Annotated in this window: 21 protein-coding genes and 1 tRNA gene; 10 read left to right on the top strand and 12 right to left on the bottom strand. The window is 65.8% G+C overall.

Features of this window, described 5'->3' with window-relative positions:
- Nucleotides 1-55: 55 nt before the first annotated feature.
- The 4 genes from B5F84_RS03500 to B5F84_RS03485 all read right to left on the bottom strand — a co-directional run bounded on the left by B5F84_RS03500 (nucleotide 56) and on the right by B5F84_RS03485 (nucleotide 3391).
- Nucleotides 56-142, bottom strand: a tRNA-Leu gene (locus tag B5F84_RS03500).
- Nucleotides 143-318: 176 nt separating this feature from the next.
- Nucleotides 319-2040, bottom strand: a complete 1722-nt coding sequence (locus B5F84_RS03495; RefSeq protein ID WP_087320838.1) for an ABC transporter ATP-binding protein — start codon at nucleotides 2038-2040, stop codon at nucleotides 319-321.
- 264 nt (nucleotides 2041-2304) lie between these two features.
- Nucleotides 2305-2787 carry a GNAT family N-acetyltransferase gene (locus B5F84_RS03490; RefSeq protein ID WP_087320836.1) on the bottom strand — a complete coding sequence of 161 codons (483 nt, stop codon included), beginning with the start codon at nucleotides 2785-2787 and terminating at the stop codon, nucleotides 2305-2307.
- Nucleotides 2788-3094: 307 nt separating this feature from the next.
- Nucleotides 3095-3391 carry a GHKL domain-containing protein gene (locus B5F84_RS03485; RefSeq protein ID WP_204205489.1) on the bottom strand — a complete coding sequence of 99 codons (297 nt, stop codon included), beginning with the start codon at nucleotides 3389-3391 and terminating at the stop codon, nucleotides 3095-3097.
- A gap of 444 nt (nucleotides 3392-3835) precedes the next feature.
- Here B5F84_RS03485 and B5F84_RS03480 point away from each other — a divergent pair, with 444 nt between their 5' ends.
- Nucleotides 3836-4324 (top strand): GNAT family N-acetyltransferase, encoded by a 489-nt coding sequence (locus B5F84_RS03480; protein ID WP_087320833.1) that lies wholly within the window; start codon nucleotides 3836-3838, stop codon nucleotides 4322-4324.
- 32 nt (nucleotides 4325-4356) lie between these two features.
- Nucleotides 4357-4854, top strand: a complete 498-nt coding sequence (locus B5F84_RS03475) for a GNAT family N-acetyltransferase (protein ID WP_087320831.1) — start codon at nucleotides 4357-4359, stop codon at nucleotides 4852-4854.
- 27 nt (nucleotides 4855-4881) lie between these two features.
- Here the strand turns inward: B5F84_RS03475 and B5F84_RS03470 are convergent, their stop codons facing one another.
- The 7 genes from B5F84_RS03470 to gdhA form a co-directional block, all read right to left on the bottom strand.
- Nucleotides 4882-5316 carry a GNAT family N-acetyltransferase gene (locus B5F84_RS03470; protein ID WP_239378221.1) on the bottom strand — a complete coding sequence of 145 codons (435 nt, stop codon included), beginning with the start codon at nucleotides 5314-5316 and terminating at the stop codon, nucleotides 4882-4884.
- Between the two features lie 234 nt (nucleotides 5317-5550).
- Nucleotides 5551-6396, bottom strand: a complete 846-nt coding sequence (locus B5F84_RS03465) for a PHP domain-containing protein (RefSeq protein ID WP_087320826.1) — start codon at nucleotides 6394-6396, stop codon at nucleotides 5551-5553.
- 255 nt (nucleotides 6397-6651) lie between these two features.
- Complete coding sequence (gene carB / locus B5F84_RS03460) at nucleotides 6652-9861, bottom strand: carbamoyl-phosphate synthase large subunit (RefSeq protein WP_087320823.1); 3210 nt, start codon at nucleotides 9859-9861, stop codon at nucleotides 6652-6654.
- On the bottom strand, nucleotides 9862-11130 hold the full coding sequence (carA, locus tag B5F84_RS03455; RefSeq protein ID WP_087320820.1) for a glutamine-hydrolyzing carbamoyl-phosphate synthase small subunit: 1269 nt from the start codon (nucleotides 11128-11130) through the stop codon (nucleotides 9862-9864).
- 571 nt (nucleotides 11131-11701) lie between these two features.
- Nucleotides 11702-12943 carry a [FeFe] hydrogenase H-cluster maturation GTPase HydF gene (hydF, locus tag B5F84_RS03450; protein ID WP_087320818.1) on the bottom strand — a complete coding sequence of 414 codons (1242 nt, stop codon included), beginning with the start codon at nucleotides 12941-12943 and terminating at the stop codon, nucleotides 11702-11704.
- Between the two features lie 126 nt (nucleotides 12944-13069).
- Nucleotides 13070-15619, bottom strand: a complete 2550-nt coding sequence (locus B5F84_RS03445) for a transglutaminase domain-containing protein (protein ID WP_143786039.1) — start codon at nucleotides 15617-15619, stop codon at nucleotides 13070-13072.
- 436 nt (nucleotides 15620-16055) lie between these two features.
- Nucleotides 16056-17411 carry an NADP-specific glutamate dehydrogenase gene (gene gdhA, locus B5F84_RS03440; protein WP_087320900.1) on the bottom strand — a complete coding sequence of 452 codons (1356 nt, stop codon included), beginning with the start codon at nucleotides 17409-17411 and terminating at the stop codon, nucleotides 16056-16058.
- A gap of 541 nt (nucleotides 17412-17952) precedes the next feature.
- Between gdhA and B5F84_RS03435 the strand changes: the two genes are divergently transcribed.
- The 5 genes from B5F84_RS03435 to B5F84_RS03415 all read left to right on the top strand — a co-directional run bounded on the left by B5F84_RS03435 (nucleotide 17953) and on the right by B5F84_RS03415 (nucleotide 23392).
- On the top strand, nucleotides 17953-19221 hold the full coding sequence (locus B5F84_RS03435; protein ID WP_158094474.1) for a site-specific integrase: 1269 nt from the start codon (nucleotides 17953-17955) through the stop codon (nucleotides 19219-19221).
- A gap of 2 nt (nucleotides 19222-19223) precedes the next feature.
- The gene (locus B5F84_RS03430; protein ID WP_087320809.1) at nucleotides 19224-19451 is read left to right on the top strand and encodes a hypothetical protein; all 228 of its coding nucleotides are present in this window, start codon (nucleotides 19224-19226) and stop codon (nucleotides 19449-19451) included.
- Nucleotides 19452-19453: 2 nt separating this feature from the next.
- Nucleotides 19454-20326, top strand: a complete 873-nt coding sequence (locus B5F84_RS03425) for a hypothetical protein (protein WP_087320808.1) — start codon at nucleotides 19454-19456, stop codon at nucleotides 20324-20326.
- 306 nt (nucleotides 20327-20632) lie between these two features.
- Complete coding sequence (locus B5F84_RS03420) at nucleotides 20633-20869, top strand: helix-turn-helix domain-containing protein (RefSeq protein WP_158094473.1); 237 nt, start codon at nucleotides 20633-20635, stop codon at nucleotides 20867-20869.
- A 9-nt stretch (nucleotides 20870-20878) separates the two neighbouring features.
- On the top strand, nucleotides 20879-23392 hold the full coding sequence (locus B5F84_RS03415; protein WP_087320806.1) for a VapE domain-containing protein: 2514 nt from the start codon (nucleotides 20879-20881) through the stop codon (nucleotides 23390-23392).
- A gap of 467 nt (nucleotides 23393-23859) precedes the next feature.
- On the opposite strand, the gene B5F84_RS03410 is transcribed toward B5F84_RS03415, so the two are convergent.
- Entirely contained in the window at nucleotides 23860-24846 is a 987-nt protein-coding gene (locus B5F84_RS03410) for a hypothetical protein (protein WP_087320803.1), read from the bottom strand.
- Between the two features lie 157 nt (nucleotides 24847-25003).
- On the opposite strand from B5F84_RS03410, the gene B5F84_RS03405 reads away from it, so the two are divergent.
- From B5F84_RS03405 to B5F84_RS03395, 3 genes are read left to right on the top strand one after another with little or no spacing between them, the layout of a single operon-like run.
- A complete protein-coding gene (locus tag B5F84_RS03405) occupies nucleotides 25004-25210 on the top strand; it encodes a helix-turn-helix transcriptional regulator (RefSeq protein ID WP_158094472.1) in 207 nt (68 codons plus the stop codon).
- On the top strand, nucleotides 25210-25572 hold the full coding sequence (locus tag B5F84_RS03400) for a hypothetical protein (RefSeq protein WP_087320797.1): 363 nt from the start codon (nucleotides 25210-25212) through the stop codon (nucleotides 25570-25572). Before B5F84_RS03405 ends, B5F84_RS03400 begins: the two co-directional genes overlap by 1 nt.
- Before the next feature lie 14 nt (nucleotides 25573-25586).
- Entirely contained in the window at nucleotides 25587-25766 is a 180-nt protein-coding gene (locus B5F84_RS03395) for a hypothetical protein (RefSeq protein ID WP_087320794.1), read from the top strand.

The following is a 25766-nucleotide window of genomic DNA, read 5'->3' as shown; positions in this document are numbered from 1 at the left end:
GTTCCTCCAGTGTCTCGTGCGGGCGGGCTTGCCCCGCCGTGCGTGCCGTTTGTGCTGGTGCGGGCGAAAGGACTCGAACCTTCACGGGGTCTCCCCCACTGGAACCTAAATCCAGCGTGTCTACCAGTTCCACCACGCCCGCAGGTTGCACAGCCTTATGAATATACCAAACTTCTAGAGGATACCCCCGTCTTGGCAGATATTTCATGGCAGCCCGGAAGCTGGCGGCACGCCTGCCCCGGCACCAGGCCCGGCCGGCAAGGCGCCAGCCGAAGGGCAGGGCGCCGACCCAAGCGGCAGCCACGAGGGCGCGGCCCCTCACGCAGAGACGGTGTAGAGGCCGTAGAAGTAGCCGCGCGCCGCCATGAGCTCGTCAAAGGTGCCGCGCTCCACCACGCGCCCGCCGCGCAGGACGAAGATCTGGTCGTAGCGCGCGAGCAGCGGGGCCTCCAGGCGGTGCGTCACCACGAGGCGCGTGAGGCCGTCGAGCGAGAGGATCTGCTCGGTGACCTCGAAGGCCGTGCGCGCGTCGAGCGCCGCCGTGGCCTCGTCCAGAAGCAGCACCGGCGTGCGGCGCAGCAGGGCCCGCGCGATGGAGACGCGCTGGCGCTCGCCGCCCGAGAGCGCCGAGCCGTTCTCGCCGCAGCGGTAGTCGAGGCCCTTCTCGGCAACCAGGTCGGCAAGGCCCGCGCGGCGCACGGCGTCGGCCACCTCGGCCTCGGGGAAGTCGCGGAACATCGTGACGTTGCGGCGCAGCGTGTCGTCGAAGATGAAGACGCTCTGGTCGATGAGGCTCATGAGGTCGTAGAGACTGGCCGAGTCAACGCCGCGCAGCTCATGGCCGTCGAGCGCGATGCTGCCGGCGTAGCCGTCGTCTGCGCCCATGAGGAGGTTGAGCAGCGTCGACTTGCCGCTGCCCGAGCCGCCCACCAGCGCGTAGCTGCCGCCTGCCGCAAGCGTCATGCTCACGTCCTCGAGGACCGGCGTGCCCGGCACGTAGGAGTAGCCCACGCGAGAGAGCTCGATGCCGCGGCGCAGCGCGGGCTCGACCTTCTCGCCCGCGTGCTCCGCGTTTTGACCCACGACCTCGGCGAGCTTCTCCACGAGCGAGAGCGCCGCGCGACGGCTCGCCCAGTACTGCGGCACCACGTTGATGGGCGCGATGAGATAGTTGCACAGGTTCACAAAGATGAGCACCGTGCCGGCAGAGATCTGCCCTCCCACGGCGAGGAACGCGCCGATGAAGAACACGCCAAACTGCAGGAGCGACGCGCAGAAGTTCTGGCTCACGGCGCCGATCAGGCACTCCCACCAGTAGCGGGCGCGCTTGAGGGACTCGACGCTGGTGTTTGCCGCGCCAAAGAGGCCGCGCGCCTCCTCCTCGGCCTTAAAGGACTTGATGACCGAGAAGCCGGCGAGAAGGTCGCGCAGCTGCGAGACAAAGCGCTCGTTTCCCTCGGAGACGCTCCGCTCGCGCGCCGCCAGCTCGTTTCCCATGAGGACGGAGGCCACGATGGGCAGGGCGCAGAGCAGAAGCGTCGCCAGCGTGAGGGGCACGCTGTAGAAGAACATCATGACGAGCGTGGCCACGAAGAGCAGGGCCTGGTAGAGCAGAAGAAAGCCGCGCTTGAGGTAGTTCTCCTCGATGGAGGCGACGTCGTTGGTGAGAAGGGAGAGGTAGCTGCCCGTGGACTCGCGCGTGAAGGCGCGGATGCCCTTCTCGGAGAGGCGGCGGAACGCGAGCTCCTTGTACTGGGCGAGCGCGCGGTAGATGAAGGCGCACTTGGCCCGGTACATCCCCGTGCTGATGGCGACGCTTGCCACGAGGAAGACGGCCGAGAACGCGAGCAGCTGCGTGAGGCGCCCCGGGTCGGCGGAGGTGATGACATCAATGATCTCGCCGATGATCCACGAGCCCACGAGCGCCGCGGGCACGTCGAGCAGCGTGAGGGCTATGGCGGCGACGAAGGAGGCGTGGTTGCCCCGATAGAAGGCGGAAAGGTACTCGCGCGCGGCAGGCGCGGCACTGACATGTCTCATGCTCTCTCCTCATGACGTGACCGCAGCCTCGCGGGGCGCGCGGTCGAACGGGTATGCCGAGGAGCTTCTAGAGCATGGCGACCTCTCGTCGGGTACATGTCACGCCAAGTCTATCACAGCGCCTCCCTGCAAGGGCGCCGGGCGGTATGGGAGGAGCCCGGCGCCCTTTGCCTCAGGATGGCGCGGGCGCGACGCCGGCGGGCGATTCTCGCACGAGTCGCGCGATTTTCCGCGCGAAATGCGCGGGCGGCATGGCGGCAGCCGTCACTCATAGGTGCCGGCTCGCAGGGCAGCCTGAACCGGCTTAGTCCACGAGCGCCGGAACACGAGCAGCCCGTCGCGCCTCCCCGCCAATTCGAAGTCGAAGCGCTCCGCGATGCGCCGGGTTGCCTTGTGTTCGGGAACGCACTCGATGATGGCATCCTTTCCCGCCGAGCGAGCCCAACCAAGAAGGACGCGCGTGAGCTCCGTGGCATACCCCCGACCCCATACCTGCGGTACGAGCACCCAGCCAATCTCAACGGACGTGTCATCGTAGTCGTGGTAGATGACACAGCCGACAAAACTGCGAGCATCCTCCACCGCATAGACGAGCGGTAGGTCCGCCAGTCCGACCTCCTCCAGAAATGCACGTGACCGCTCCGGCGAGAAGGGCGACTCGAGGCGGCGCATCGCACGAGCATCGGAGAGGAGCTCGGTCAGCGGGCCGAGGTCCTTCTCGGCCATGCGACGTATGGTCAGGTCCATGGCGAGCCCTTCTGACAATGGTCCGGGGGGATTGTCAGGTTGCCCCGACGTAGGCGACGCAGCCCATCGCGTCGCAGCGCGCGAGGCCGAGCGCCTCGACGGCGCCACTGCCTGACCGGTCCAGATTGCCACATTTGCCGCGAAGCGTCACGGGGCTTCCGCCGCGCGGCGCTCAGGCCGCCGCTCGTCCTTCTCGGCCAGACTGAGGAGGAGATGGCGCCCGTGCTCACGCCCCGCCTGGACGACCTCATCAAATAGCTCTGCGTTTGGGGACTGCCCCAAGGCGCCAGAGCGCTCGAATCGCGGCTCATAGCGGCAGGCTCACCTCGGCGGCAAAGACGCCGGGCTCGTTGGCCAGGTTGAGGAACCCGCCGTACTTGTCCACCACCGCGGCCACGCGCTTCATGCCCAGCCCGTGGTTGCCGCGCTTCTCGGTGATGTAGTTGCGCGCGTTGAAGCTCGGGTCCTCCACGGCGGAGTTCTGGACGCTCATGTAGAGCTGCGAGCCGCGCGCGGCCACCGCGCGCTCGAGGTAGAGGCCCATGACCGTGGAGACCATGGACAGGTTTGAGAACGCCACGAAGGCGTAGTAGAGCGGTATCACGTTGGATGCTGCCTTTCACGAAGGGTCGACCGTGCAAAGGGGACAGTCACCTTTGCACGCCTGCGGTCGGATCCCTCGGGGAGGCTGCGTCGACATGGCAAGACCCGCCCGTCCACGCGGGCGTCATCGGGTCACGCTGGGAACGAGCCTCCCTAGCGGAGGGTCTCCTCGTTCGTCTGCCTCATCGCTGCCCCCTCTGTTCGACCGGAAAGGCCATGGCTAGGATAGCACAAGCAGGCCGATGTCCCTCTCGCCCTGCCGCGCGCCTTCCCTCACATATTTTCAGTATTTATTACATGGAGAAGCACGTAGCAACTGACTTCCAAAGGGCCGTTCAGTCCATTTATCCCCCATTGCCACGTGCTATTTCATGTAATAAATTCTTTATTCAGGAGGCGCGCGAGACATTGCCGCCCAAGAAGCGGTCGCAGAGAGGGGCCCGATGTGCCAGCTGTTCTTGACATAGCTCACGACCTGCGGCTCGTTAGGCTGGACGCGCCGCCCGCCGAGGCGCTCTCGTGGTATCAGGACCCCGACACGCTCTGGATGGTCGACGGCAGGCGCGAGCCCTACACGCCGGAGCGCCTCGCGCGCATGTACGCCTGGCTCTCGGCGCGCGGCGAGCTTTGGTTCATCGAGGCGCGTGACAGAATCCCCGGGGACGAAACCGGCGGCTGGCGCGCGGTCGGCGACGTCACGCTCTGCCCGGACGACCTCCCCATCGTCATCGGCGAGAAGGACCTGCGGGCACGTCACGTGGGGCGTCGCGTGGTCGGGGCGCTCTGCGAGCGGGCGCGCGCACTCGGCTGGCACGAGGCCCGCGTGGGTGAGATCTACGACTGGAACGTCGCGTCCCAGCGGTGCTTCTCGGCCGCCGGCTTTGAGCCCTACGAGCGCACCGACCGCGGCACCCGCTGGCGGCGTAACCTGTAGGCGAAGGCGGCCATGACGTCGAAGGGACTCCCATGACCCAGATACTCCCTCTCGCCCCTGAGGACATCCCGGAGAAGGCTGCGGTCCATGCGCGGACGTGGCAGGAGACCTATCGCGGGATGCTGCCGGACGAGCTCAACGACACGATCACGCCACGGTTCGCCGAGGACGTCACGCGCCGGCTCACCAGCCTGCGCACGCTCGTGGCGAAGGTCGACGGGAAGATCGTGGGCTACCTCAGCTGGTCGGAGCGGTGCCGCGCGCACTTCAGTGTCGACGGGGCTGCCGAGGTCTGCAACCTCTACGTCCTCCGCGCGTTCCAGGGCCAGGGGGTCGGCCGCGCGCTGCTGGAGGCAGCCCTCGAGAGCATCGGCCCGCGGGACGTCGTGCTGAGCGCGTTTACCTCCAACGCCCCCGCGCTCGGCTTCTACGAGCACGTGGGGTTTGAGAGGACGGGGGTCACCTTTGACGAGGGGCCCATGGAGGAGACCGAGCTCCTGCTGCGCAGGGCGCGCGGACGGGCCCGGTGACGGCGGGCGGCGGGCGCCTCGGGCCGCCTACCCGCGGGCGACCCTGACATAGGCGACGCAGCCCATCGTGTCGCTGCGGGCGAGGCCGAGGCTCTCGTAGAACGCGCGAGTGCGCGGGGCGTCATCCGTGAGGAGCTCCAGCTGGTAGACGTCGGAGAACCGCTCCATGACGGCACGCATGAGCTGCGTGCCGATGCCCGTACGCTGATGCGAGGGCGCGACAATCAGATCCTGCACAAAGACGATCGTTGCCCCGTCGCCCACGACGCGCGCAATCCCCACGAGCTCGTCGCCGACAAGAGCGCCCCAGACCGCGAGGGAGCCCGCATACCCCGCGAGCAGCGTCTCAGGGCGCGCAGTGTAGTTCGTCCAGCCGACCGCCCCATACAGGCCGAGAATCTCGCCGAAGCGCGACTCCCGCTCGCCGGGCGAGAGCTCGCGAATCGTGACGCCCGCGCTCACGCGGCACCCCGCTCGCACCCATAGCGCAGCACGGAGAGCGCGGAGGTGCGGCCGAGCGCGGCGGCCACGACGGGCAGGACAAGGGCGGGCGCGGCGATGGCAAGCGGCAGCATGGGGGCCTCCTCTCCCGGGAACGCCCCCATGGTACCCCACGCCCACCCCGCACGACATCCGGCGAATGCCCTGCAGCCGTCATAAGGAGTCGCCGCCATAAGGGGCCGCGCCACTCACAGGTCAGCGCAGCGGCAGGGCCTCCCAGCCGCCTCCCGCGCGCGGGACCTCGACCGAGCGATAGCCCACGGACCAGGCATGGCCGTAGGCGCGGGCGATGCCGTCGCAGACGTCCTCGGGGCGATGCCCGTCCGAGCCCACGGCGATGGGCACGCCGGCACGGCAGAACCGCTCGAGCAGGCCGCGCGAGGGATAGTAGTCCCCCACCCCCTTGCGCCAGCCGGCCGTGGAGAGCTCCACGCGACGGCCCGTGTCGCGCGCGCAGGCGACCATCTCATCCCAGAGCGGCGCGAGGTCGATCGTGGCGGCCAGACCGAGCGGCCGCATGCGCTCCGGCAGGTCAGGGTGCGCCATCACGTCAAAGGCGAGCGGGCTCTCGCAGGCGGCGCACCATGCGCGCACGTAGCGGCGCCAGACCTCGTCGGGGCCTAGCTCGTGCCAGATCGCCAGGTCGGAGGTGTCGTCGATCCACGCGCCGTCGTCCTTCTCGCCCAGCCAGTGCACGGAGCCGAGAAGAACCTGCGCCCCCGCGCCCCACCTGGGCACGTACGCCTCGCACCCCGGGTACCAGTCGGCCTCGAAGCCGTAGACCATCTCGAGCTCCGGGTGCGCGTCGCGCGCCGCCTCCCACGCGGCCCGATGGGCCGACAGGTCGGCCTCCGCCACCTGGACCTCGCCCGTGGGGTCCATCGGGCCCGGCGGGAGCGTCAGGTGGTCCGTCGAGACGAGCACGGCGCACCCCGCGGCCGCCGCGGCCCGGGCGTTCTCCTCGAACGTGCCCACGCCGTCCGAGAAGCGCGTGTGCGTGTGGCAGTCCACGATCGAGCCGGGCGCGAGCGCTCGTGCCATGCGTTCCTCCCTGTGTCCTGACACCCCGTCGGCGCCTGCGCGCTGTCGTCGGGCGCCTCGGCCGCAACATCAAATCTGGCTGCGCGTTTTTGGCACTTTTGGCCCCTTCCCAAGGCCTGAAACAGCCAAAAAACCGCAGCCAGATTTGATGTTACCCCAAGGGTAGCCACGAGCGGCGCAATCCCATCGAAAGGGGCCGCCGGGCGAGAAGCCCGACGGCCCGACAGTGCAAAAGTGCCTGTCCCCCTTGCACGCCTACAGATCTTGGAGGGCGTAGACGGAGAGCGGGCCCTCGCGCAGGGCGGCGATGGCCTGGACGAGCGCCACCGCGCCGGACATGGTGGTGGCCATGTCGATGCCACGGCTCACGGCCTCGCTCCTCATCTTGGTGCCGTCGCCGCGCGAGCTGTGCCCCTTGGGCGTGTTGATGAGGAAGGAGATCTTGCCCTCGGCCATGAGATCGCACACGTTGGGGTGCCCCTCGGAGATCGGCTTCACGACCTCGCACGGGATGCCCGCGGCGCGAAGCGTCTTGGCGGTGCCGCTCGTGGCCAGAAGGTCGTAGCCGAGGTTGCGCAGCGAGAGGGCCACCGGCGCCACGGAACGCTTGTCGCGGTCGCAGACTGAGATGAAGACGTTGCCGGACTGCGGCACGTCGTACTCGATGGCCTCGCGCGTCTTGGCGTAGGCCTTGGGGAAGGTGACGTCGAGCCCCATGACCTCGCCGGTGGACTTCATCTCCGGGCCAAGGGTGACGTCGGCGCCCGGGAAGCGGCTCCACGGCATGACGGCCTCCTTGACCGCGTAGTAGCCGAGGTCGCGGCCCTCCGGCGGAAGACCCAGGTCACAGATCTTCTCGCCGCTCATGATGCGCGCGGCGCACTTGGCCAGCGGCACGCCGGTGGCCTTGGACGAGAAGGGCACCGTGCGGCTCGCGCGCGGGTTGAGCTCGATCACGAAGACCTGCTCGTCGCGGACGGCGTACTGCACGTTGAGAAGGCCCTGGATGTGGCAGGAGAGCGCCAGGCGCCGCGTGGTCTCGCGGACCTTCTCGACCAGTCGGTCGGAGAGCGAGAAGGGCGGGAAGCAGCAGGCGGAGTCGCCGGAGTGGATGCCGCACTCCTCGATGTGCTCGAGGACCGCGCCCACGTAGCACTGCTCGGTGTCGCAGAGGGCGTCCACGTCGAGCTCGATGGCATCCTCGAGGAAGGCGTCAAGGTAGACGGGGTGGTCCGGCGAGACCTTGGTGGCCTCGGCCATGTAGCTCACGAGGTCGTCGTCATCGTAGACGATGCCCATGCCGCGGCCGCCGAGCACGTAGCTCGGGCGCACCAGTAGCGGGTAGCCCACGCGGCGCGCCACGGACTTGGCCTCGTCGACGGTCTCGGCCGTGCTCGAGGGCGGGTAGGCGATCTCGAGGCGGTCGAGCAGGCTCGCAAAGCGGTCACGGTCCTCGGCGAGGTCGATGGCCTCAGGCTGAGTGCCCATGATGGGGACGCCCGCAGCCTTGAGGCGCTTGGCAAGGTTGATCGGGGTCTGGCCGCCGAGGGTGACGATGACGCCCACGGGCTTCTCGACCTCGATGACGTTCATGACGTCCTCGAAGGTGAGCGGCTCGAAGTAGAGACGGTCGGAGGTGTCGTAGTCGGTGGAGACGGTCTCGGGGTTGCAGTTGACCATGACGGTCTCGTAGCCCTTGGCCGCAAGGGCGTAGGCCGCGTGCACGCAGCAGTAGTCGAACTCGATGCCCTGGCCGATGCGGTTGGGGCCGGCGGAGAGAATGACCACGCGGGGCTTCTCGGCCTCGTGGAACTCGGTCACGCCGCCCTTCTCGTAGGTGAGGTAGTGGTAGCTCGTGCGGGCCGCGAACTCGCCGGCGCAGGTGTCGACGGTCTTGATGCACGGGCGCACGCCAAGGACCTCGCGCACGGCGCGCACGGTGTCCTCGCGCTGGTTGGTGAGGTGAGCGAGCTGGGCGTCCGAGAAGCCCAGCTGCTTGGCGGCCATCATCGTGTCGGCCGTGAGGCCTGCAAGGCCCAGCTCCCGGATGGTGCCCTCGGCGGACACGATGTCCGCGATGCGGGAGAGGAACCAGCGGTCGATCTTGGTGAGCTCGAAGACGCGCTCCACGGACCAGCCGCGCCGCAGCGCCTCGGTCACGTAGAGGATGCGCTCGGGCGTGGGCGTGGCCACGTGCTCCTCGAAGCGCTCCTCGTCAAAGGAGTCGTTGCCGTCGGCGCCAAGGCCGGCGTGGCCCTGCTCCAGCGAGCGCATGGCCTTCTGCATGGCCTCCTCGAAGGTCGAGCCGATGGACATGACCTCGCCGACGGCCTTCATGCGCGTGGTGAGCGTGTCGTCGGTGCCCTTGAACTTCTCGAAGGCAAAGCGCGGGACCTTGACCACGCAGTAGTCGATCGAGGGCTCGAAGCAGGCCGGCGTCTCGCGCGTGATGTCGTTCTCGATCTCGTCGAGCGTGTAGCCCACCGAGAGCAGGGCCGCCATCTTGGCGATCGGGAAGCCCGTTGCCTTGGAGGCGAGCGCCGAGGAGCGGGAAACGCGCGGGTTCATCTCGATGACGATGACGCGGCCGTCATCCGGGTTCACGGCAAACTGCACATTGGAGCCGCCGCAGGCGACGCCCACGCGCTCGAGGATCGCGATCGAGTAGTCGCGCAGGCGCTGGAGCTCGAAGTCGTTCAGGGTCTGGCAGGGAGCCACCGTGATGGAGTCGCCGGTGTGGACGCCCATCGGGTCGAGGTTCTCGATGGAGCAGATGACGACGCCGTTGCCCGCGGAGTCGCGCATCACCTCCATCTCGATCTCCTTCCAGCCCTCCACGGACTGCTCGACGAGAACCTCGCTCTCGGGCGAGAGCGCGAGGCCCTGCTCGGCAATGCGCAGCAGGTCATCGTGGTCGTAGGCCATGCCGCCGCCGGCACCGCCGAGCGTGAAGGCGGGACGGATGACCACGGGGTAGCCGAGCTCGTCGGCGATCTTCTCGCACTCCTCGATCGTGTGGGCGATGCCGGACTTGGCGACCTCGAGGCCGATGTCGCGCATGGCGTTGGCAAAGAGCTCGCGGTCCTCGCCAGTCTCGATGGAGTCGACGTCGCAGCCGATGACCTCGACGCCGTACTTCTCCAGCACGCCGGCCTTGCCGAGGGCAACGGCGCAGTTGAGGCCCGTCTGGCCGCCCATGTTGGGGAGAAGCGCGTCCGGGCGCTCCTTCTCGATGACCTTGGTCACGGACTCCACCGTGATGGGCTCGATGTAGGTGCGGTCGGCGGTCTCCGGGTCCGTCATGATGGTGGCCGGGTTGGAGTTCACGAGCACGACCTCGTAGCCCTCCGAACGCAGGGCCTTGCAGGCCTGGGTGCCGGAGTAGTCGAACTCGCAGGCCTGGCCGATGACGATGGGGCCGGAGCCGATGATCAGGATCTTCTTGATGTCGGTGCGCTTGGGCATCTAGAAGCGCCTCCCCTCGCGGACGTCGATGGCGAGGTAGTCGTCCTCGCCGCGCATGAGCTTGGCAAACGCCGCAAAGGCGTACGTGGAGTCGTTGGGGCCGGGCTTGGCCTCGGGGTGGTACTGCATGGAAAAGGCAGGGATGTCGAGGAACTGAATGCCCTCGGGCGTGCCGTCGTTGAGGTTGACGTGTGTGAGGCGCACGCGGCCATACTCCTTGGTGGTGACGACGGGCGCGATGTGCGCGCGGGACCAGAAGCGCAGGTCCTCGTCCGCCGGGTGCTCGGAGACGCCGCCGGAGAGCTCCGGCACGAGCGGGCCGAAGGACGAGAAGACCGGCCCGTAGTTATGGTTCTGCGCGGTGATCTCCACCTTGCCCGTGAGCAGGTTCATCACGGGCTCGTTGCCGCCGTGGTGGCCGTACGGGAGCTTCTCGATCTGGGCGCCGGCCGCCATGGAGATGACCTGGTTGCCGAGGCAGATGCCAAAGACCGGGAGCTTGCCGAGGCACGCGCGCACGGCGTCGACCACGGGCGGCACGGAGACCGGGTCGCCGGGGCCGTTGGAGAAGAACACGCCGTCGGGGCTCATCTCGAGGACCTTCTCGGCAGACGTGTCCCAGGGCACGACGGTGACCTCGCAGCCGGCGGCCGAGAGGCGCTTGGCGATACCCTTCTTCTCGCCGCAGTCGTAGGCCACCACGTGGAGGCACGGCTGACCGTCGGCGTCCTGGCCGGGCACGACGTAGGACTCCTTCGTGGACACGTCGGCGACGTAGTTGTGGTCGGCGATGGCCGGGGAGGCCTTCACGCGGGCGACGAGGCTCTCCGGGTCGAGGTCCGTGGTGGAGATGGCCGCGCGCATGGCGCCGCCCTCGCGGATGGCGAGCGTCAGGGCTCGGGTGTCCACGTCCTCGATGGCAACGACGCCGCGCTGCTCGAGGAAGGCGGGCAGGGACTCCACGGACTGCCAGTTGCTCGGGGTGTAGCACATGTCGTGGACCACGAGACCGGAGAGGTGCAGCGGGTCGCCCTGCATGTCCTTCTCGTTGATCCCGTAGTTGCCGATCTGGGGATAGGTGAGCGTCACGATCTGGCCCGCATAGGACGGGTCAGAGACGATCTCCTGGTAGCCCACCATCGAGGTGTTGAACACGATCTCGCCAAAGGCCTCGCCCTCGGCTCCGGCAGAACGCCCAAAGAAGTGCATCCCGTTCTCGAGCGCGAGCAGCGCCCTCGGATGCCTGCCGTTGTCCACCAAAAGGTTCACAGCAACACCGCCCTTTCGTACGCGCGCGCCCTCATCAGAGGCAGGCCACAGTTACAAAAAACGGAGCACCCGCGAGCGAGGACTCCGATAAGGCTGCGACATGTATGTTGTGGACGCCTTTTCGGTCTCTCGTACCGTCTTAAAGGTCACCGACAAGTATAGCCGCTCGAGCGTTGCTTGTGGGATGGGAGAACGCATTCGCAAAAAACGCGCCAGGGGGCGATTGCGAGCGTGACTTTTGGTGAGCTTGTAGCGTTGTCTCGCTGCATGTCACGCTTCTCTCGTGCGGGGCGTGAGTTTCTGCGAGCTTGTGGCGCCGGCTCACAAGAACTCACGCTTCTCTCGCTCAAAGCGTGAGTTGCTGCGAGCTTGTGGCGCCGGCTCACAATAGCTCACGCTTTTGCAAGAGAAGCGTGAGCTTTAGTGAGTTGGCCGCGTTATCTCACAACAAGTCACGCTTCTCTCGTGCGGGGCGTGAGTTTCTGCGAGCTGGCGCGGAACGCTCGCTCGAGCGGCCACGCACTCGGCCAATGTGCGACTTGAGCGCACGCTAGCCGGCGGGCGAGAAGAACTACTCGCCCGTCGCGTCAAGCGCGGCGAGCGCCTCCGGAAAGGGCGCGAGGCTGCGCCGCAGGATTCCGTGCATGTGGGCGATCGCGACACCGTAGTTGGTCATCGGGACCCCCTGCGCCTCGGCGCGCGCCTGACGGGCGCGCATCTCGCGCGCGGTGAGCGTGCAGCCGCCACAGTGGACGACGGCCGAGAAGGGCGTGAGGTCCTCGGGAAAGTCCGCGCCGCTCGTGAAGGCAAGCTCGAGCTTCGCCTTCGTGTGCGCGGAGAGCCAGGCGGGCAGCTTGACGGTGCCGATGTCCTCGCACTGCCGGTGGTGCGTGCACCCCTCGCTCACGAGCACGCGGTCACCGTCGCGCAGGCGGTCGAGCGCAGCGGCGCCGGCGACGGCGGACACGAGGTCCCCCTTGTAGCGCAGCATGAGGATCGAGAAGGACGTCAGCGGTACGTCGGCGGGCACGATGCGCGAAACGGGGCCAAACACCTGCGAGTCCGTCACCACGAGCGCGGGAGGCCCGACAAGGGCGTCGAGCGCGCGGGAGAGCTCGGTCTCTCGGCAGGTCACGGACACGCATCCGGCGTCGAGGAGGTCGCGAATCACAAGCTGCTGCGGGAGGATGAGGCGGCCCCGGGGCGCGGAGGCGTCGATCGGGCAGACAAGCACCACGGCGCTTCCGGCGGGCACGAGGTCGGCGACAACACGCCGCGACGTCCCGACCGGCACGACCCGGGCGAGGCGCTCCTTGAGCTCGCGCACGCCCTCCCCCGTCCGCGCGCTCACCGCGACCGTGCGCGCGACGAGCGCGGGGTCCTTCTCGGCAAGCGCCGCGAGAGCCGCGCGGGCGGCCGGCAGGTCGCACTTGTTCCAGGCCACGACATACGGGACGCCGCGACCCTCGATGGCGGAGAGCAGCGCACGGTCAGCCTCCGAGAGGCCGCGCGCGCCGTCCACGACGAGCACCGCGACGTCACAGGTCGCGAGCGCCCGCCGCGCTCGCTCCACGCGCCGGGCGCCGAGCGCGCCCTCGTCGTCCACCCCGGGCGTGTCGACGATGACGACCGGGCCCAGCGGCAGGAGCTCCATCGCCTTGCGCACCGGATCCGTGGTGGTGCCGCGCACCTCTGAGACCACGGACAGCTCCTGGCCGGTCACCGCGTTCACCACGCTTGACTTGCCGGCGTTGCGCACGCCAAAGAATCCGATGTGCGTGCGCTCGCCCGACGGCGTCTCGTTAAGTCCCATCTCTCCTCCATTTGGGGACGGGTTATTTCTCTCAGAGTTTTTGGGACAGGTTCGGACAGGCCGCCCGCGGGACCTGTCCCAAATTCTCTGAGAGAAATAACCCGTCCCCCTTTGCTACTACCTGTCTTATGCCGAGAGCAGGCTCGGGTCGATGTAGTCGGAGATGAGCGTGTCGGCCATCCACGACGAGTTGTACGAGCGGCCCTGGAGCGCCGGATCGTCCTGAGCGAGCATCATGTACTCGTCGGTCGAGGCGGTATTGGACTGGTCGCCCGGGTCGTTCCAGGTCGGGTCGACCACGACCCAGCTGCCGTCGATGTTCACGAGGTTCCAGGCGTGGTCGGTCGCGTAGACGCCGGGCTGCGGTGGCACGTTGCCGGACGCGTACACCGACTCGAGCCCGGCGCGGTCAGCGAGGAGCTTGAAGGTCTGCGCGTAGCCGGAGCAGATCGAGCCGCCGTCGAGGATGAGCGTGCGCACGGTGGACGGGTCCTGGGTCGCGGCGTCCATCGAGAAGCTCCCGGAGCTGATGGCGTCGTAGTTGTACCAGAGGTTCTCGGCGATGTAGTCGTTGATGGCACGCACCTTGTCGGCGTCGGACATGCCGTCGGTGATGATCTCGCCGATGATCTCGTCGGCCTTGTCGCTCACCTGCTGGCGCTGCTCGTTCAGGACGTCCTGGTCGTTGACCTGCTCCCACGGGGTCAGGCTGGTGACGGTGAGGAGCATCCTGCCGTCGCGGCGCGTCACCTGGTAGGTGGGGTTGCCGTTGAAGATGAGCGGGTTCTGGGCGCATGCCTCGAAGAGCGCGTCCGCGACGTTCGCGGTGCCGGCCGCGTTGGCGTAGTCGGTGACGTCGATGAAGGTGTTGCCCGCGAGCAGGTTGGCCGCGATGTAGCGCACGAGGTCGGATGAGGCGTTGATCTCATAGGGCACGTCGGGCATCGTGGTGGAGGGCTGCTGGCTCGCCTGGACGGCGCCCCAGTCGATGCCGTCCTCGGCGTCGATGCGCGTGGGCATGCCTGACGGCGGGTTCTCGCGCTGGAGCTCGTCGAGTGCCTGCGTGGCCGCCTGCTTGACCGACTCGATGCCGCCCGGCCAGTACGGCGCGAGCACGCCCAGCTCGCCGGAGAGCGCGGTGCCCGGCACCGTGTAGGGGATCACGTACATGTCGACGTTGCCCGTGGTGAGATGCTGCTCGTCCGGACCGTACGTGAGGTACTCGTTGTCGGTCCGCGCGTTGTCGTAGTCGAGCTGGAGACGCTGGATGCCCACCGTGCCGTCTGCCATGGAGACGTACTCGAACAGGCGCCACTTCATGTAACCGACCGGATCGGTGGCCTGATCGGGCTCGGTGTCCGATCCCTGGTAGATGAGCGCGCTGTAGGTCGCAGATTCGAGCGGCATCTTGCCCAGGAGGTCGTTGATGTTCTGGAAGTCGAAGGGCGACTGGGTGTCCCCGTCCGCCCCGACCGCGATCACCGAGATGGACGCGTCCTTGACATGGTCGGTGTTGGGAACGTAGTCGGCAACCTCGAGGCCCTGCTGTCCGGAGGCGGCGTCCTGGCGATTCTCAAGAATCTCGTCCTCGGACTCCCCGACGAGAAGCTCGTCGAAGCGGCCGTTCTGCTGGAAGGTTCCGGCCACCCCGTAATCCTGCATCATCTGGTTGAACTCAGCGGCATCGGTGTCGTAGTCGGCGGTGTCGATCGAGGTATCCTGCGTCGAGGCGAGCAGGTCATAGGTATAGCGGTCTAAGACAGCAGCTGCCGTCTCATTGACGGCGGAAAGGTATACCTCGTAGTGGTCTGCACCCTCAACCGGATCCCATGAGATTGAAAGCGTGCCGGTGTCGGTAACGTTGACCTGGACGTTGTCTGGCTCGGCGAGCGCGTTCTCGTCCTTGTCGATATCGTTGGCAACCGTGAAATAGGTGACCTCGGGCTTGTCGAGCTTCTTTCCGTCCGAGCCGATGTAGCGCACCAGATAGTAGCCGCCAGAGCCGTACCAACGCCCTAACGGAACAAACTCGTCTGACTCGGCGTCATCAAGATGGAAGAGATCGATCTCGTCGGTGTCGTTACCGTTCTCGTCACGCACCCGGGGGTCGGCGGGCGCCACATAGAGGGCGTTCGAGCCGTCATCGCTTTCGAACATCGTGACCGAGGTCGGGAACTCATGCGAGAACGAGCTGTCGGTGTAGACTCGCGCGACGTCGTAGGGATTCGTGTTGCCGATCTGATCGAAGCTATCGAAGGTCATCTCGATGCCCTCGTCGAGCGGAAACTCGAACTCGTAGCAGTCATCGAGATCGAGCTGGGCCTCCTGCAGGCTGTACTTGTCGGGATCCAGGGTGCCGTAGTACGAGGCGTCGCCGCCCGCGGGCGCGCCGCTGCCGCCGCCCAGCAACCGGGAGACCCCGAAGAAGCCGAGCACGGCAACCAGCACCACGACGACGGCCACCGCCACGGGGACCACCGGCACGCGCCTCTTGGCCTTGGGGGCGCCGGCAGACCACGGATCCCGGGGCTGGTCGAACGGGGGCTCGGGTGCGGCGTCCTGACCGGGACGCCCCTCGCCGGCGGCGCCGGAGGGCGCCTTCCCGCCGGACGCCGGTCCATCCCACCAGTTTCCGGACGACGCCTTCTCGGCGGGCGCCGGATCTTCAGCGGGCACATGGTCGCCGGCGGACGCCTGCGACGAAGCGAAGGGAGACGCAGGACGGGAGCCCCGACCGCTCCCGTCCTCGTACCCGAACGCGAAATCGGACTGCGCGGCGGACAAGGGAGAAGGCGGCCCGCCAAGTTCCGCACCGCACGCGGGGCACCTCCTCGCATCGTCAGGAACGGATTGCTTGCAATGCGGACACAGCATGGAGCCTCCTCGGTACTTGTCGAGCCCCTTTGTTTCCCAAGCGGCTCCCGACCACGTACATACAAGCCCTAGTATAAGGGGAATGCACGGGGGCGCTGGGCACGCCGTTCGGCCCCGCGCCATGAAAAAACAGCGGCGGAGGGACTTGCTCCTCCGCCGCTGCTGCGCGGTTCCCCTTCGGCGCGCCGCTAGCTCAGCAAGCTGCAGGCCGCGCGCCGTTGAACTCGTCTGCCGTTGGTTAGCAGACGCCCTGGGCCATCATGGCCTCGGCGACCTTGAGGAAGCCCGCGATGTTGGCACCCATCACGAAGTTGCCCTCGTGGCCGTAGGCGCGGGCGGTGTCGTCCACGTTGTGGAACATGCCGCGCATGAGGCTCTCGAGCTTGCCGTCGACCTCCTCGAAGGTCCAGGAGAGGTGCTCGGCGTTCTGGCTCATCTCGAGGCCGGACACGAGCACGCCGCCGGCGTTGGCAGCCTTGCCGGGCATGAAGGCAACGCCGTTCTCCATGAGGTAGGTGGTGGCATCAGGCGTGGTGGGCATGTTCGCGCCCTCGCCGACGACCTTGCAGCCACCTGCCACGAGCGCCTGGGCGTCCTCGAGGGTAAGGGTGTTCTCACGGGCGCAGGGCAGCGCGATGTCGCAGGGGAGCTGCCAGACGCCGCGGCCGTCGCCCTCGTGCCAGACGGCGTTCGGGCGCTCGTCCACGTACATGGCAAGGCTCACGCCCTGGTCGTGGCCGGAGCGCTTCTTGTTGTAGATGTGCTCGAGCACCTGGTAGTCGATGCCGTCGGGGTCCTCGACCCAGCCCTTGGTGTCGGAGCAGGCGATGGTCTTGCCACCGAGCTGCGCCACCTTCTGAATGGCGTAGATGGCAACGTTGCCGGAACCGTGCACGACGACGGTCTTGCCCTCGAAGGAGTCGCCCTGGCTCTTCAGGTACTCGTCCACGAAGTACACGAGGCCGTAGCCGGTTGCCTCGGTGCGGGCGAGCGAGCCGCCGAAGGTGAGGCCCTTGCCGGTGAGGACGCCGGTCCACTCGTTCCTGATGCGCTTGTACTGGCCGAACATGTAGGCCACCTCGCGGCCGCCCACGCCCAGGTCACCGGCCGGCACGTCGGTGTTGGGGCCGATGTGGCGGCAGAGCTCGGTCATGAAGGACTGGCAGAAGGCCATGACCTCGCGGTTGGACTTGCCCTTGGGGTCGAAGTCCGCGCCGCCCTTGCCGCCGCCCATGGGCAGCGTGGTCAGGCTGTTCTTGAAGATCTGCTCGAAGCCGAGGAACTTGAGCATGCCCACGGTGACGGTGGGGTTGAAGCGCAGGCCGCCCTTGTAGGGGCCGATCGCGGAGTTGAACTCCACGCGGTAGCCGCGGTTGACCTGGACCTTGCCCTCGTCGTCGACCCACGGCACGCGGAACATGACCACGCGCTCCGGCTCGACGATGCGCTCGAGAAGCGCGTTCTCCTCGTACTCGGGGTGGGCGTCGAGCGCGGGCTGCAGGGTCTCGAGGACCTCCTTGGCCGCCTGGATGAACTCGAGCTGCTCGGGATAGCGGGCCTCGAGGTCAGCGATGACTCTCTCGGAATACGTCATGGGCATCTCCCCTCCTTGAGCGACTGGCGTCGCTACCAAAGTTCCGGAATGAGAATACTTTTGTGACGGAACTGCGTCAGCTTTTGTCGCACAGGTGTAACCAAACGGTGCGAAGCCCGTAATTTGCCCGCCCCATGACTCGGCAAAAGGGGACAGGTTTTTCCTCTCAGAGAATTTGGGACAGGCCAGCGGCAAGAAGGACGCGCGTCGGCAGGTCGTCGGAGACGGCGCCGGCAGAGCGCGGGAGACGACAGGCCTGTCCCATTTTCTCTGAGAGAAAAAACCTGTCCCCTATTTACGGAAAAGCCCGGGGCGAGCCCGGGCTTGAAGGAACATGGAGCGGGTGACGGGAATCGAACCCGCGTCATCAGCTTGGAAGTGTGCGGATGTTTTGCGTCAGCGCGTCTAGCTGGAAATATATAGACATTCTACCTGCGCCTATTTGGTCTATTGAGTCTATATGGACTGTGATTTACCATGTAGTCAGGCCGATATTGCGCACGTATTGCGCACGCCATTGCGCATTTTTGGAGGTGCAGAGATGCAGGTAGAGGACAAGTTTACGAGCGTGTCGATAAGACAATACGGTGATGAAAAGTGGCGCGCTCAGCTCATGTACAAAGATGAAGAAGGAAACTGGAAGAAAACGAGCCGCGTTCTGGAGACCACGGGGCGCGACACCGGGCGCAGCAAGCAGGTCTGGAAGGCCGCGAGCTACGAGGCGGAGGAGCTGAGGCGCGCACTCAACGAGGAGGCGCGGACCGCGCAGGAGTTGGCAGCGCTTGGCATCAGGCCGGGAGAGACCGTCTCCGACTACGTGAGCTTCTATATCGAGGGGCGGCGGCCACACGTCGAGCGCTCCACGGCTGCGGAGTACGACCGAATCCTCAGCAAGCTCATTGCCCCGGGCATTGGCTCGATTGGCCTAGACGCCCTCACGCCTGATGATGTGCAGGGGTGGATTAACGCCCTTGCGAAGCAGTTCGCCCCCGTGACCGTTCGCAAGGCCCTCGTTCTCCTCCGCTCCGCCATGACCCAAGCAGTGGAGCGCGACAGGCTCGCGAAGAACCCGACCCGCACCGTCAAAGCGCCGAAGCTGGAGGCACCTAAGCCCAACGCGCTGGACGAGAAGGGCCGCGCCAAGGTCGCTCAGTTCATCGCGATAGACCCCGCCACAAAGACCAACATCGGGTTCGCGCTCGCCCTCTACATGGGGCTTCGCGAGGGCGAGGTATGCGGCCTCAGGTGGCGTGCCGTTGACTTCGAAGACAGGACCCTCACCATACGCGAGACCATCGGCCACGAGGGAAGCAAGTGGTATCCCAAAGAGCCGAAGACGGACGGCAGCGCGCGGACGCTCCCCATCCCCGATGTTCTCGTCGCTGCCCTCAAAGCGCGGCGCGCGCAGATGAACGAGGAGCGAATGAGCACCGGGCGTGACCTCTCGACGCTGTACGTAATCGGCGGGGCCGACGGCTCCTTCATGCAGCCGCACTACCTATCGAATCGATGGAGAAGGACGGCGGACGCGCTGGAGCTTGTCGGAACTGAGGGCAAGCGGCCGACCTTCCACGACCTTCGCCACACCTTCGCGACGGCTGCAATCGCGCACGGCGTGGACGTTAAGAGTGTGTCGAGCATGATGGGCCACGCAAACGCAGCAATGACCATGAACACCTACGCGAGCGCCGACCCCGACGCGAAGCGGCGCGCCTCCGACGCCGTGGCAAGGGCGATTGAGACGGAGGTCTCCCGCCACGCAAACGACGGGCAGATTCTGACGCTGGGCAGGACGGGGACGGAGGACTAGCCATGGCGCGCACCGGAGCAACGAAGAACTGGATTGAACGGGGAACCTTGGTGGCGTGTTCGACGGACGAGGACGCACGCATCGGCTTTCTAGTGAACACCTATATGGCGTGCGACAGCGAAGGACGCAGCGCGATAATCGCTGCCGCAAGTGGCATAGCGGACGCAGTTGAAAAGAGGCGGGCGGCAAACCCCGCCGCCGTCCTCCATTTCAGCGGGACGGAGGCGTAACCATGGCACAGACTCATTTGGTGCGCGAGGGCATGCGGCCGCTCACGCAGGGATTCGCCGACGCCTACCGCGCATGGCTGGACAACTGGACCAAACGGAACAAGAGATTCAATCCGCTCGGCAAGGACGTGACTCCCGAGCAGTTCGCCGAGGCGCTGGACGCGCTGGGAATCGAGCGGGAGGGCAGAGCGGAGTCTCTTGGCGAAGTTCTGGGCATCAGTAGTAGACAGGCGCGAAACATCTTGAGTGATCCATCCGTGTTGACAGAGGAGAGGCAGAGGATACTTCTCCGGCACGCTTCGCGGGCGTTCGCAGAGTCGTTTGATGAACTCAGTTGTGCCAAGCAGGTTCTTGACGAAGACGAGCGATGCGGCGTGGATACGAGCGATAGCCAAGCGTGGGTTGATTGCTGCGACGAAAGGCTAAAAGCTATCGAGTCCGCAGCGGAAGTCCTTGGCTGTGACCATCTCCGCACAAGGGCCCAGGAGCGCGCCCGCGCGGAGTTCGTCGGTCGCGCGACAATCGAGGCGTTGCACACAATGGACGCCCGCGACCGGGCGACGCTGTTCCGCGTGATGATGGGGATGCTCGACTCGTACAAGGGCAGCTCGGAGCGCGACCGCCGCGCGCGCCAGATAGCCGACGCGCTGCGAAAGACCGCATGCGGCACGCACGCGACGCTTGGCGACCTTGCCGACCTAATCGCATACGACTATGACGGCTACCTCGACCATCTGGAGAGAGTGGAGCAGCAGTTGGATGAGGAAACCGGCGCGAACCTGATTGGCAGTCCATCACTCTTCGATTACTACGGGGCGGCAGACTCCGCAATCGAGACAACGGTCCTTAGCGAGTACTTGGAGCTGGACGGCTAACATTTCGACAACGTAAAACGTTGGTTGAGGCAGAGACTTATTTTCAAGTGCGGAGGCGGAAGCGAGAGCCTGAGAATGCGGGCAAATCGCTTCCGCCTCTCTCAATGTGTGGGCGAGTGTGGCCAACTGACGGAAATATGCATCTGCGAACGGACCAACATCGTTTCCGAATTGGCGATTTCATGCCTATCTACCTGCGTCTTTGCAGTCCTCAACAACCGCTAAGCTCCAACTAGTCGCGACAAATCAAACATGGCGGCGAGGCCGGACGCGGCCAGACCGCAACGACTAGTTAGGAGTATCACCATGAGCGTTTCCACCGTGACAAACGACGTTGAGTCCAAGTCCCCTGTCCGCAACGACACGAGCCTCCGCAGCACCCTCCCCGACCTCCTCGACACCAACCAGGCGGCGGCGATTCTCAACGTCACGCCCCGCACCGTCACCCGCATGTGCGAGCAGGGCAAGCTCAAGGCCGTGCGCGTCATGAGCCTGTGGCGCATCAACCGCGACCGCCTTCTCGATTTCGCGGGCCTCAACTAAGGGCGGGATATGACAGGACGCGAGAACAAACACGCGGACCTTCCTAAGCTTCTCGCCGCTATCGACCCCCAAACGCTCACCTATGACGAATGGCTCAAGATTGGGATGGGGCTGAAGTCGGCAGGGTTTGGCGTCGAGGAGTGGGATGAGTTCAGCTCCCGCGACCCCGACCGCTACGAGCCCGGAGTGTGCGCGAGCAAGTGGGAGACCTTCACCGCCGACGGAGGCATCACGGGGGCAACCGTCGCTAAGATCTGCGCGGAGCGCGGCGTCAGCATCGGGAGCGCAGCAATCGCCCCGGTCAAAAAGCGTGAACTGAACAAATACGGCTTCACTGCGGAGGAAAGCCGGACGCACCATCGCGCGCTTATCGAGGAGTCGCGGCGCACCCTCCGAGACAGCGACGAGGCCAAGCGCCTTGCCGCCCCCTACCTCTCCGCCCATTGCGGGATGACAGTCGAGGAGGCAATCGACGCGGGCCTTGGAGTGGTTGACGCCGACACCATCCGCCGCGCGGGATCATATAAAGACTTTACCGGGATGTATTGGGACGGCTACACCCGCCTTGTCTTCACGGCGCGGGGCAGCTTCGATTACTACCACATCGACCGCGACATATCCGAGGGATACGAGGAGCGAGGAACCAAGGAGTACAGGGACAAGCACCCGAGATACCGGAAATATGCCAAACCGAACAAAGAGGCCATGAAGCAGCCCGATCTGCTGAACCCCGACGCAATCTGCGGGGAGGACGGCGTTTGCTTCGTTGTGGAGGGGTGGCCCGACGCACTCGCGGTCGAAGCTGCGGGCTACCGAGCGACCCCTGTTCTGTCGAGCATCAGCAACGGCACGCTTCAGGCAATCGAGGCGCGCAACGAAGTCGAGCAGATGCGAGTTGTCCTCATGCTCGACAACGACGAGACGGGACGCCCCAAAATCGAGAAGGCAGTCGCTAGGCTGGAGAAAAAGGGCGTTATCGCAATCCCGTTCGCGTGGCCCGATGGTGCCCCCAAGGACGCCGGCGAGTGGCGCGCCGAGGACCCAGCGGGCCTCGCCTCAGCGCTGGGGGTGGCGCACGCCCAAGCGCTCGCCGCGCAGCCCAAGCTCAGCGTCGAGCCGATAGACGGCTACTCGTTCTTTGACGAGGAGAGGCAGCCGCGAATCGAGGAGCTTGTCCAGTGGATGAAGGGAAGCACCGAGCTTGTAGCCGCCCTCAAGCTGAACGATTGCGACGGAGAGTATTGGAAGCTCGCCCCAACGTCATGGGACCCCGACCCCACCCCACGCCCTTGGGACGATTCCCGCGACGGGGCGGCGGTCCGAATGGTGGTGGAGCACTACAGCACCAAGAAGGCGGACAGGCACAGCATACGCGACGCGATGGGCGTCTTCACGTCGGCGGTCGAGCATCGGTTCAACCCGCTTCGCGACGCAATTCTCAACCTCCCAAAAGTGGAGAAGAACACTGGCGGCGGGCTGAACGTGACCGAAACGGGAGAAGGGCCGTTCGGCATGGCCCCCTTCTACGATGGCGCTCCCACATGCCTTGGCATCGTCTCACCCGCACCGCGCGGGATGGGCTACGCGCTCACCGACGAGGCGGGAAACATCATCGAGAACGTTACATGCGTGGCGGGGTGGACGCTCGCCCGATTCCTTGGCGCTACGCCGTGCCGATACACCTACGAGGTTGAGCGGGTGACGTTCCGAGCGATTATCGCCCGCGCGCTGTACCCGGGGTGCGACTTCCAGCTCATGCCGATACTCTACGGGGCACAGGGCATCGGGAAGGACACGTTCTGGAAGGCCTGTGCGCTCGCGCCGTCGCTGTTCGTCACGCTCGCGCGCGGCATGGACGAGAAGTCAATCTCGCAGGTCGCACCCGGACACTTGGTGGCCGATGTGGAGGAGCTCGCCGCCATGAAGGGGACCAAGAGCCTTGAGCAGCTCAAGTCCGCCGTCAGCCGCAACAGCGACGTTAGGCACGTCAATTACCGTGGCGACTTCGACCTCTCCCGCTCATTCGTCATGGTCGGCAGCACCAACAGCCGCGACGTTCTGAGCGACGAGACGGGAAACCGGCGCTTCCCCATCATCGAGTGCCACGCGACCAAGCGGCTTGCCGACAGCGAGCGCGAAGAGATGTTTAGGGCCGTGAGAATCGGAATCGCGGAGATGCTGGAGGAGCACGACCGCATCGGCAAGGATGGATTCCTCCGCCGACTCAGACTCCCGGACGCCGTTCTCCCAGACATGGCGGCGGCACAGGCCACATTCACCGAGGCCGACGAATGGGCAGAGAGCATACGCGAGTGGCTGGATAGGGCAAAGCCGGAGATCACTTGTCGCGAGATGGCGGCAAAAGAGGCGCTTGGCATCCTCGCAGATGACTTCAGGACGATGCGACGGCCTGAGCAGAACAGAATCTCGCGAGCGCTCGACTCCAGCCCATCCTATCGCCGAACGGGCAGGCAGAGGGTTCCCGGCTACGGAACCCTGACAGCGTGGAGGCGTAAGTCTTAACCTCAGAAAATACGCGAGCGCCGTTACAGTTGTTGCAGTTCCTGTTGCAGTTCTCAGCGAGGGAACTGCAACAGGTGTTTTTGCAGGTAAAGCGCCGGATTTACCCCGCTTGTTACAGTTGTTGCAGTTCTTTTTCTAAAAAGAGGATAGGGATAGAAAACGACAGTGGAATACAAGGCAAAAGCATGTTGTTTCCGTATCTCATAGGGTTTTCGAGAAAACAACTGCAACAACTGTAACAACTGCAACGCATGGTCAGCTACCTGCGCTTTTGTCGCTCAAGCTGTTACACACCTGTTGCAGTTCCTGTTGCAGTTCTCAGCACTTTGGGGATGAACCCACCCTGGGTGGACACGCGCGAAAGGCGGCGGATGGGACGGAGGTAATCGCTAAGCGGCGCAGAACGCCGAATGACGGCGGTTCCCGACCCCTCGGGGCATCCGGTCGAGGTCGCCCGTTCTAGGGCCTCATACGGCGTTCTGCGAGGCCGTTTTCTCGTTCGAGGCCGCCTTCTCGCGCTCGGCGCGCTCGGCTGCCCGCTTCGCCTTGAGCTTTTCGTAGTTGTGCGCCTGCTGGCACTTGACCGAGCAGTAGTCCGCGCGCCGCTCGCGCCTCTGAACGCTCGGGTCTTGCACGGCATACGTCCGCGCCCCGGTCTTGTACTGAAACCACCGCCCGCAGTGCTTGCACTGTTTCAGAGGCTCGCCGTCGAGGGCTATTGCTACGGTCTGGGCGAGCGCGAGGGCGAGCGCCGGGGCCGAGTCCGGCATGGTGCCGCCGAACGGCGCTATCGCGAACGTATGGCGGGCGAGTGCCGCGCTCGCGTACTGGCACGCGAGGTCTAGCTTTTCCTGCGCGTCTAGATCGTCGGCGCTCGGGTAGCCGCCCACCTTCACGGCGTCGAGGATGGTCTGGCAAACGGCCTTGACGGTGGCGACGGCCTCTTGTGCCTCATGGCGGGAGAGGAGGCCGGAGGCGTCCTCGTATCCGTCCGGCGTCGGGCCGTCCGAGGCGTCAAAGAGGTCTTTCGTCATGGCGACGCTACCGGTTATGCCCCATGCCTCATTGGTACCGAAACGTTTTTGGAATATGCGCCGCGTCATAAACAAGTCTTGGTGTGCCGTGTACGTCGCCGGGAGCGCGTAATAGGGCTGCTCGCCGTCGCTCACGTTGACGCGAGCGAGCGAGTACGCGAGGCCGTACCTGCCCATGAACGCCTCTAGTTCGTCGGCGTCATACGGGTTCACGCCCAGAAGGTCGCTGAGCAGCCGGGACGTTTCGGAGGACTTGCGCCAACCATCGCGCATCGGCTCATAGACCGTGTGGCCCGCGAGGTCGTGGCGGACGAACGAGAAGCAGCCGTGAGCCTTCGCGGCCTCCCCGCCCGCCCCCGCAAGGCTCGGCATGGAGTAGAAGCGCGGGCCCGTAGTCTCCGCCTTGTCAAACTTGCTCATAGAAGCCCCTTCTCTATGTGTTTCAAAGACGCCACATCTTTAGAACTGCCCCCATCCTAACATAAGGGTGTAGGGCTAGACCACGACGAGAACGGAGGTAGAGGCATTGGCAGTAACCACACCTTGCGCCGGGTTCTTCGCAGATCGCATTACGCGATTGAAGTTCGAGCGCGAGAAGCAAGGGCTAACGCAGGCGGCGCTTGCCCGCGTGGCATGGCTCAACAGCTCGGAGCTTTCCAAGATGGAGCGCGGGCGAACGGTTCCCTACGAGGAGCAGGCGCGGCGAATCGCGGCGGCGCTCGGCTGGGAGGGGTCGCTCGAGGAGCTGTTTGAGCCCATCGACGCCGGGGAGGCAGGCGTCTAGTGGCAGACCTTCGCGGCATCGGGGCCGAGGAACGCCGGTTCATAGCCGAGTGGCTGCGCGTGAGCCTCAGGGGCTACCGCGTGGCCGAGGGCTTCGCGGACGGCGTTCCGTGCGTCTACGTTCAGGTCATGCGCCCGGACGATTGCGGAAACGGCCTTGTCTGCTTCGAGGTCTACGTCTCGTGCTCCTACAAGCGCAAGGGGCGCAGGGAGGCGGCCACGCGCGAGGTTACGGCTGCGCTAAGGGCGCTCGCTCACGTCGGGCGCTATGAGGAGTGGGGAGTCTACGAGCCCACCGAGTTCGCGGGCGAGTCCTCAGTCCTCGCTATCGGGCACCGCCGAATGGGCGGGCAGGACTTCTAGAGAAAGAGGCACGAATGAACGTCAACAAGATCATGGGCGAGGTTCGCGGCAAGCTCGCGGAGGCCGAGAAGGGCGTCCGCCTCAGCCAGTGGCCGGACACGGACGAGGGCCGCGAGAGCGCCGTCTCGTTCCTTGAGGCCGTGGCTGCGGACGTGCGCGGCGCTATCTCCGCGCTCAAGGGCGAGGAGGGCTAG

The sequence above is a fragment of the Olsenella sp. An290 genome, from assembly GCF_002159535.1.
Taxonomy (GTDB): domain Bacteria; phylum Actinomycetota; class Coriobacteriia; order Coriobacteriales; family Atopobiaceae; genus Thermophilibacter.
The sequence above is the reverse complement of the archived record's forward strand: the minus strand, read 5'-3'. Positions and strand labels throughout refer to the sequence as shown.

What these genes read in the sequence shown, in the direction of transcription:
- B5F84_RS03495 (WP_087320838.1), bottom strand. Translation starts at nt 2,040, where the DNA reads ATGAGACATGTCAGTGCCGCGCCTGCCGCGCGCGAGTACCTTTCCGCC.
- B5F84_RS03490 (WP_087320836.1), bottom strand. Translation starts at nt 2,787, where the DNA reads ATGGACCTGACCATACGTCGCATGGCCGAGAAGGACCTCGGCCCGCTG.
- B5F84_RS03475 (WP_087320831.1), top strand. Translation starts at nt 4,357, where the DNA reads ATGACCCAGATACTCCCTCTCGCCCCTGAGGACATCCCGGAGAAGGCT.
- B5F84_RS03465 (WP_087320826.1), bottom strand. Translation starts at nt 6,396, where the DNA reads ATGGCACGAGCGCTCGCGCCCGGCTCGATCGTGGACTGCCACACGCAC.
- carB (WP_087320823.1), bottom strand. Translation starts at nt 9,861, where the DNA reads ATGCCCAAGCGCACCGACATCAAGAAGATCCTGATCATCGGCTCCGGC.
- hydF (WP_087320818.1), bottom strand. Translation starts at nt 12,943, where the DNA reads ATGGGACTTAACGAGACGCCGTCGGGCGAGCGCACGCACATCGGATTC.
- gdhA (WP_087320900.1), bottom strand. Translation starts at nt 17,411, where the DNA reads ATGACGTATTCCGAGAGAGTCATCGCTGACCTCGAGGCCCGCTATCCC.
- B5F84_RS03435 (WP_158094474.1), top strand. Translation starts at nt 17,953, where the DNA reads ATGCAGGTAGAGGACAAGTTTACGAGCGTGTCGATAAGACAATACGGT.
- B5F84_RS03430 (WP_087320809.1), top strand. Translation starts at nt 19,224, where the DNA reads ATGGCGCGCACCGGAGCAACGAAGAACTGGATTGAACGGGGAACCTTG.
- B5F84_RS03425 (WP_087320808.1), top strand. Translation starts at nt 19,454, where the DNA reads ATGGCACAGACTCATTTGGTGCGCGAGGGCATGCGGCCGCTCACGCAG.
- B5F84_RS03420 (WP_158094473.1), top strand. Translation starts at nt 20,633, where the DNA reads ATGAGCGTTTCCACCGTGACAAACGACGTTGAGTCCAAGTCCCCTGTC.
- B5F84_RS03415 (WP_087320806.1), top strand. Translation starts at nt 20,879, where the DNA reads ATGACAGGACGCGAGAACAAACACGCGGACCTTCCTAAGCTTCTCGCC.
- B5F84_RS03410 (WP_087320803.1), bottom strand. Translation starts at nt 24,846, where the DNA reads ATGAGCAAGTTTGACAAGGCGGAGACTACGGGCCCGCGCTTCTACTCC.
- B5F84_RS03395 (WP_087320794.1), top strand. Translation starts at nt 25,587, where the DNA reads ATGAACGTCAACAAGATCATGGGCGAGGTTCGCGGCAAGCTCGCGGAG.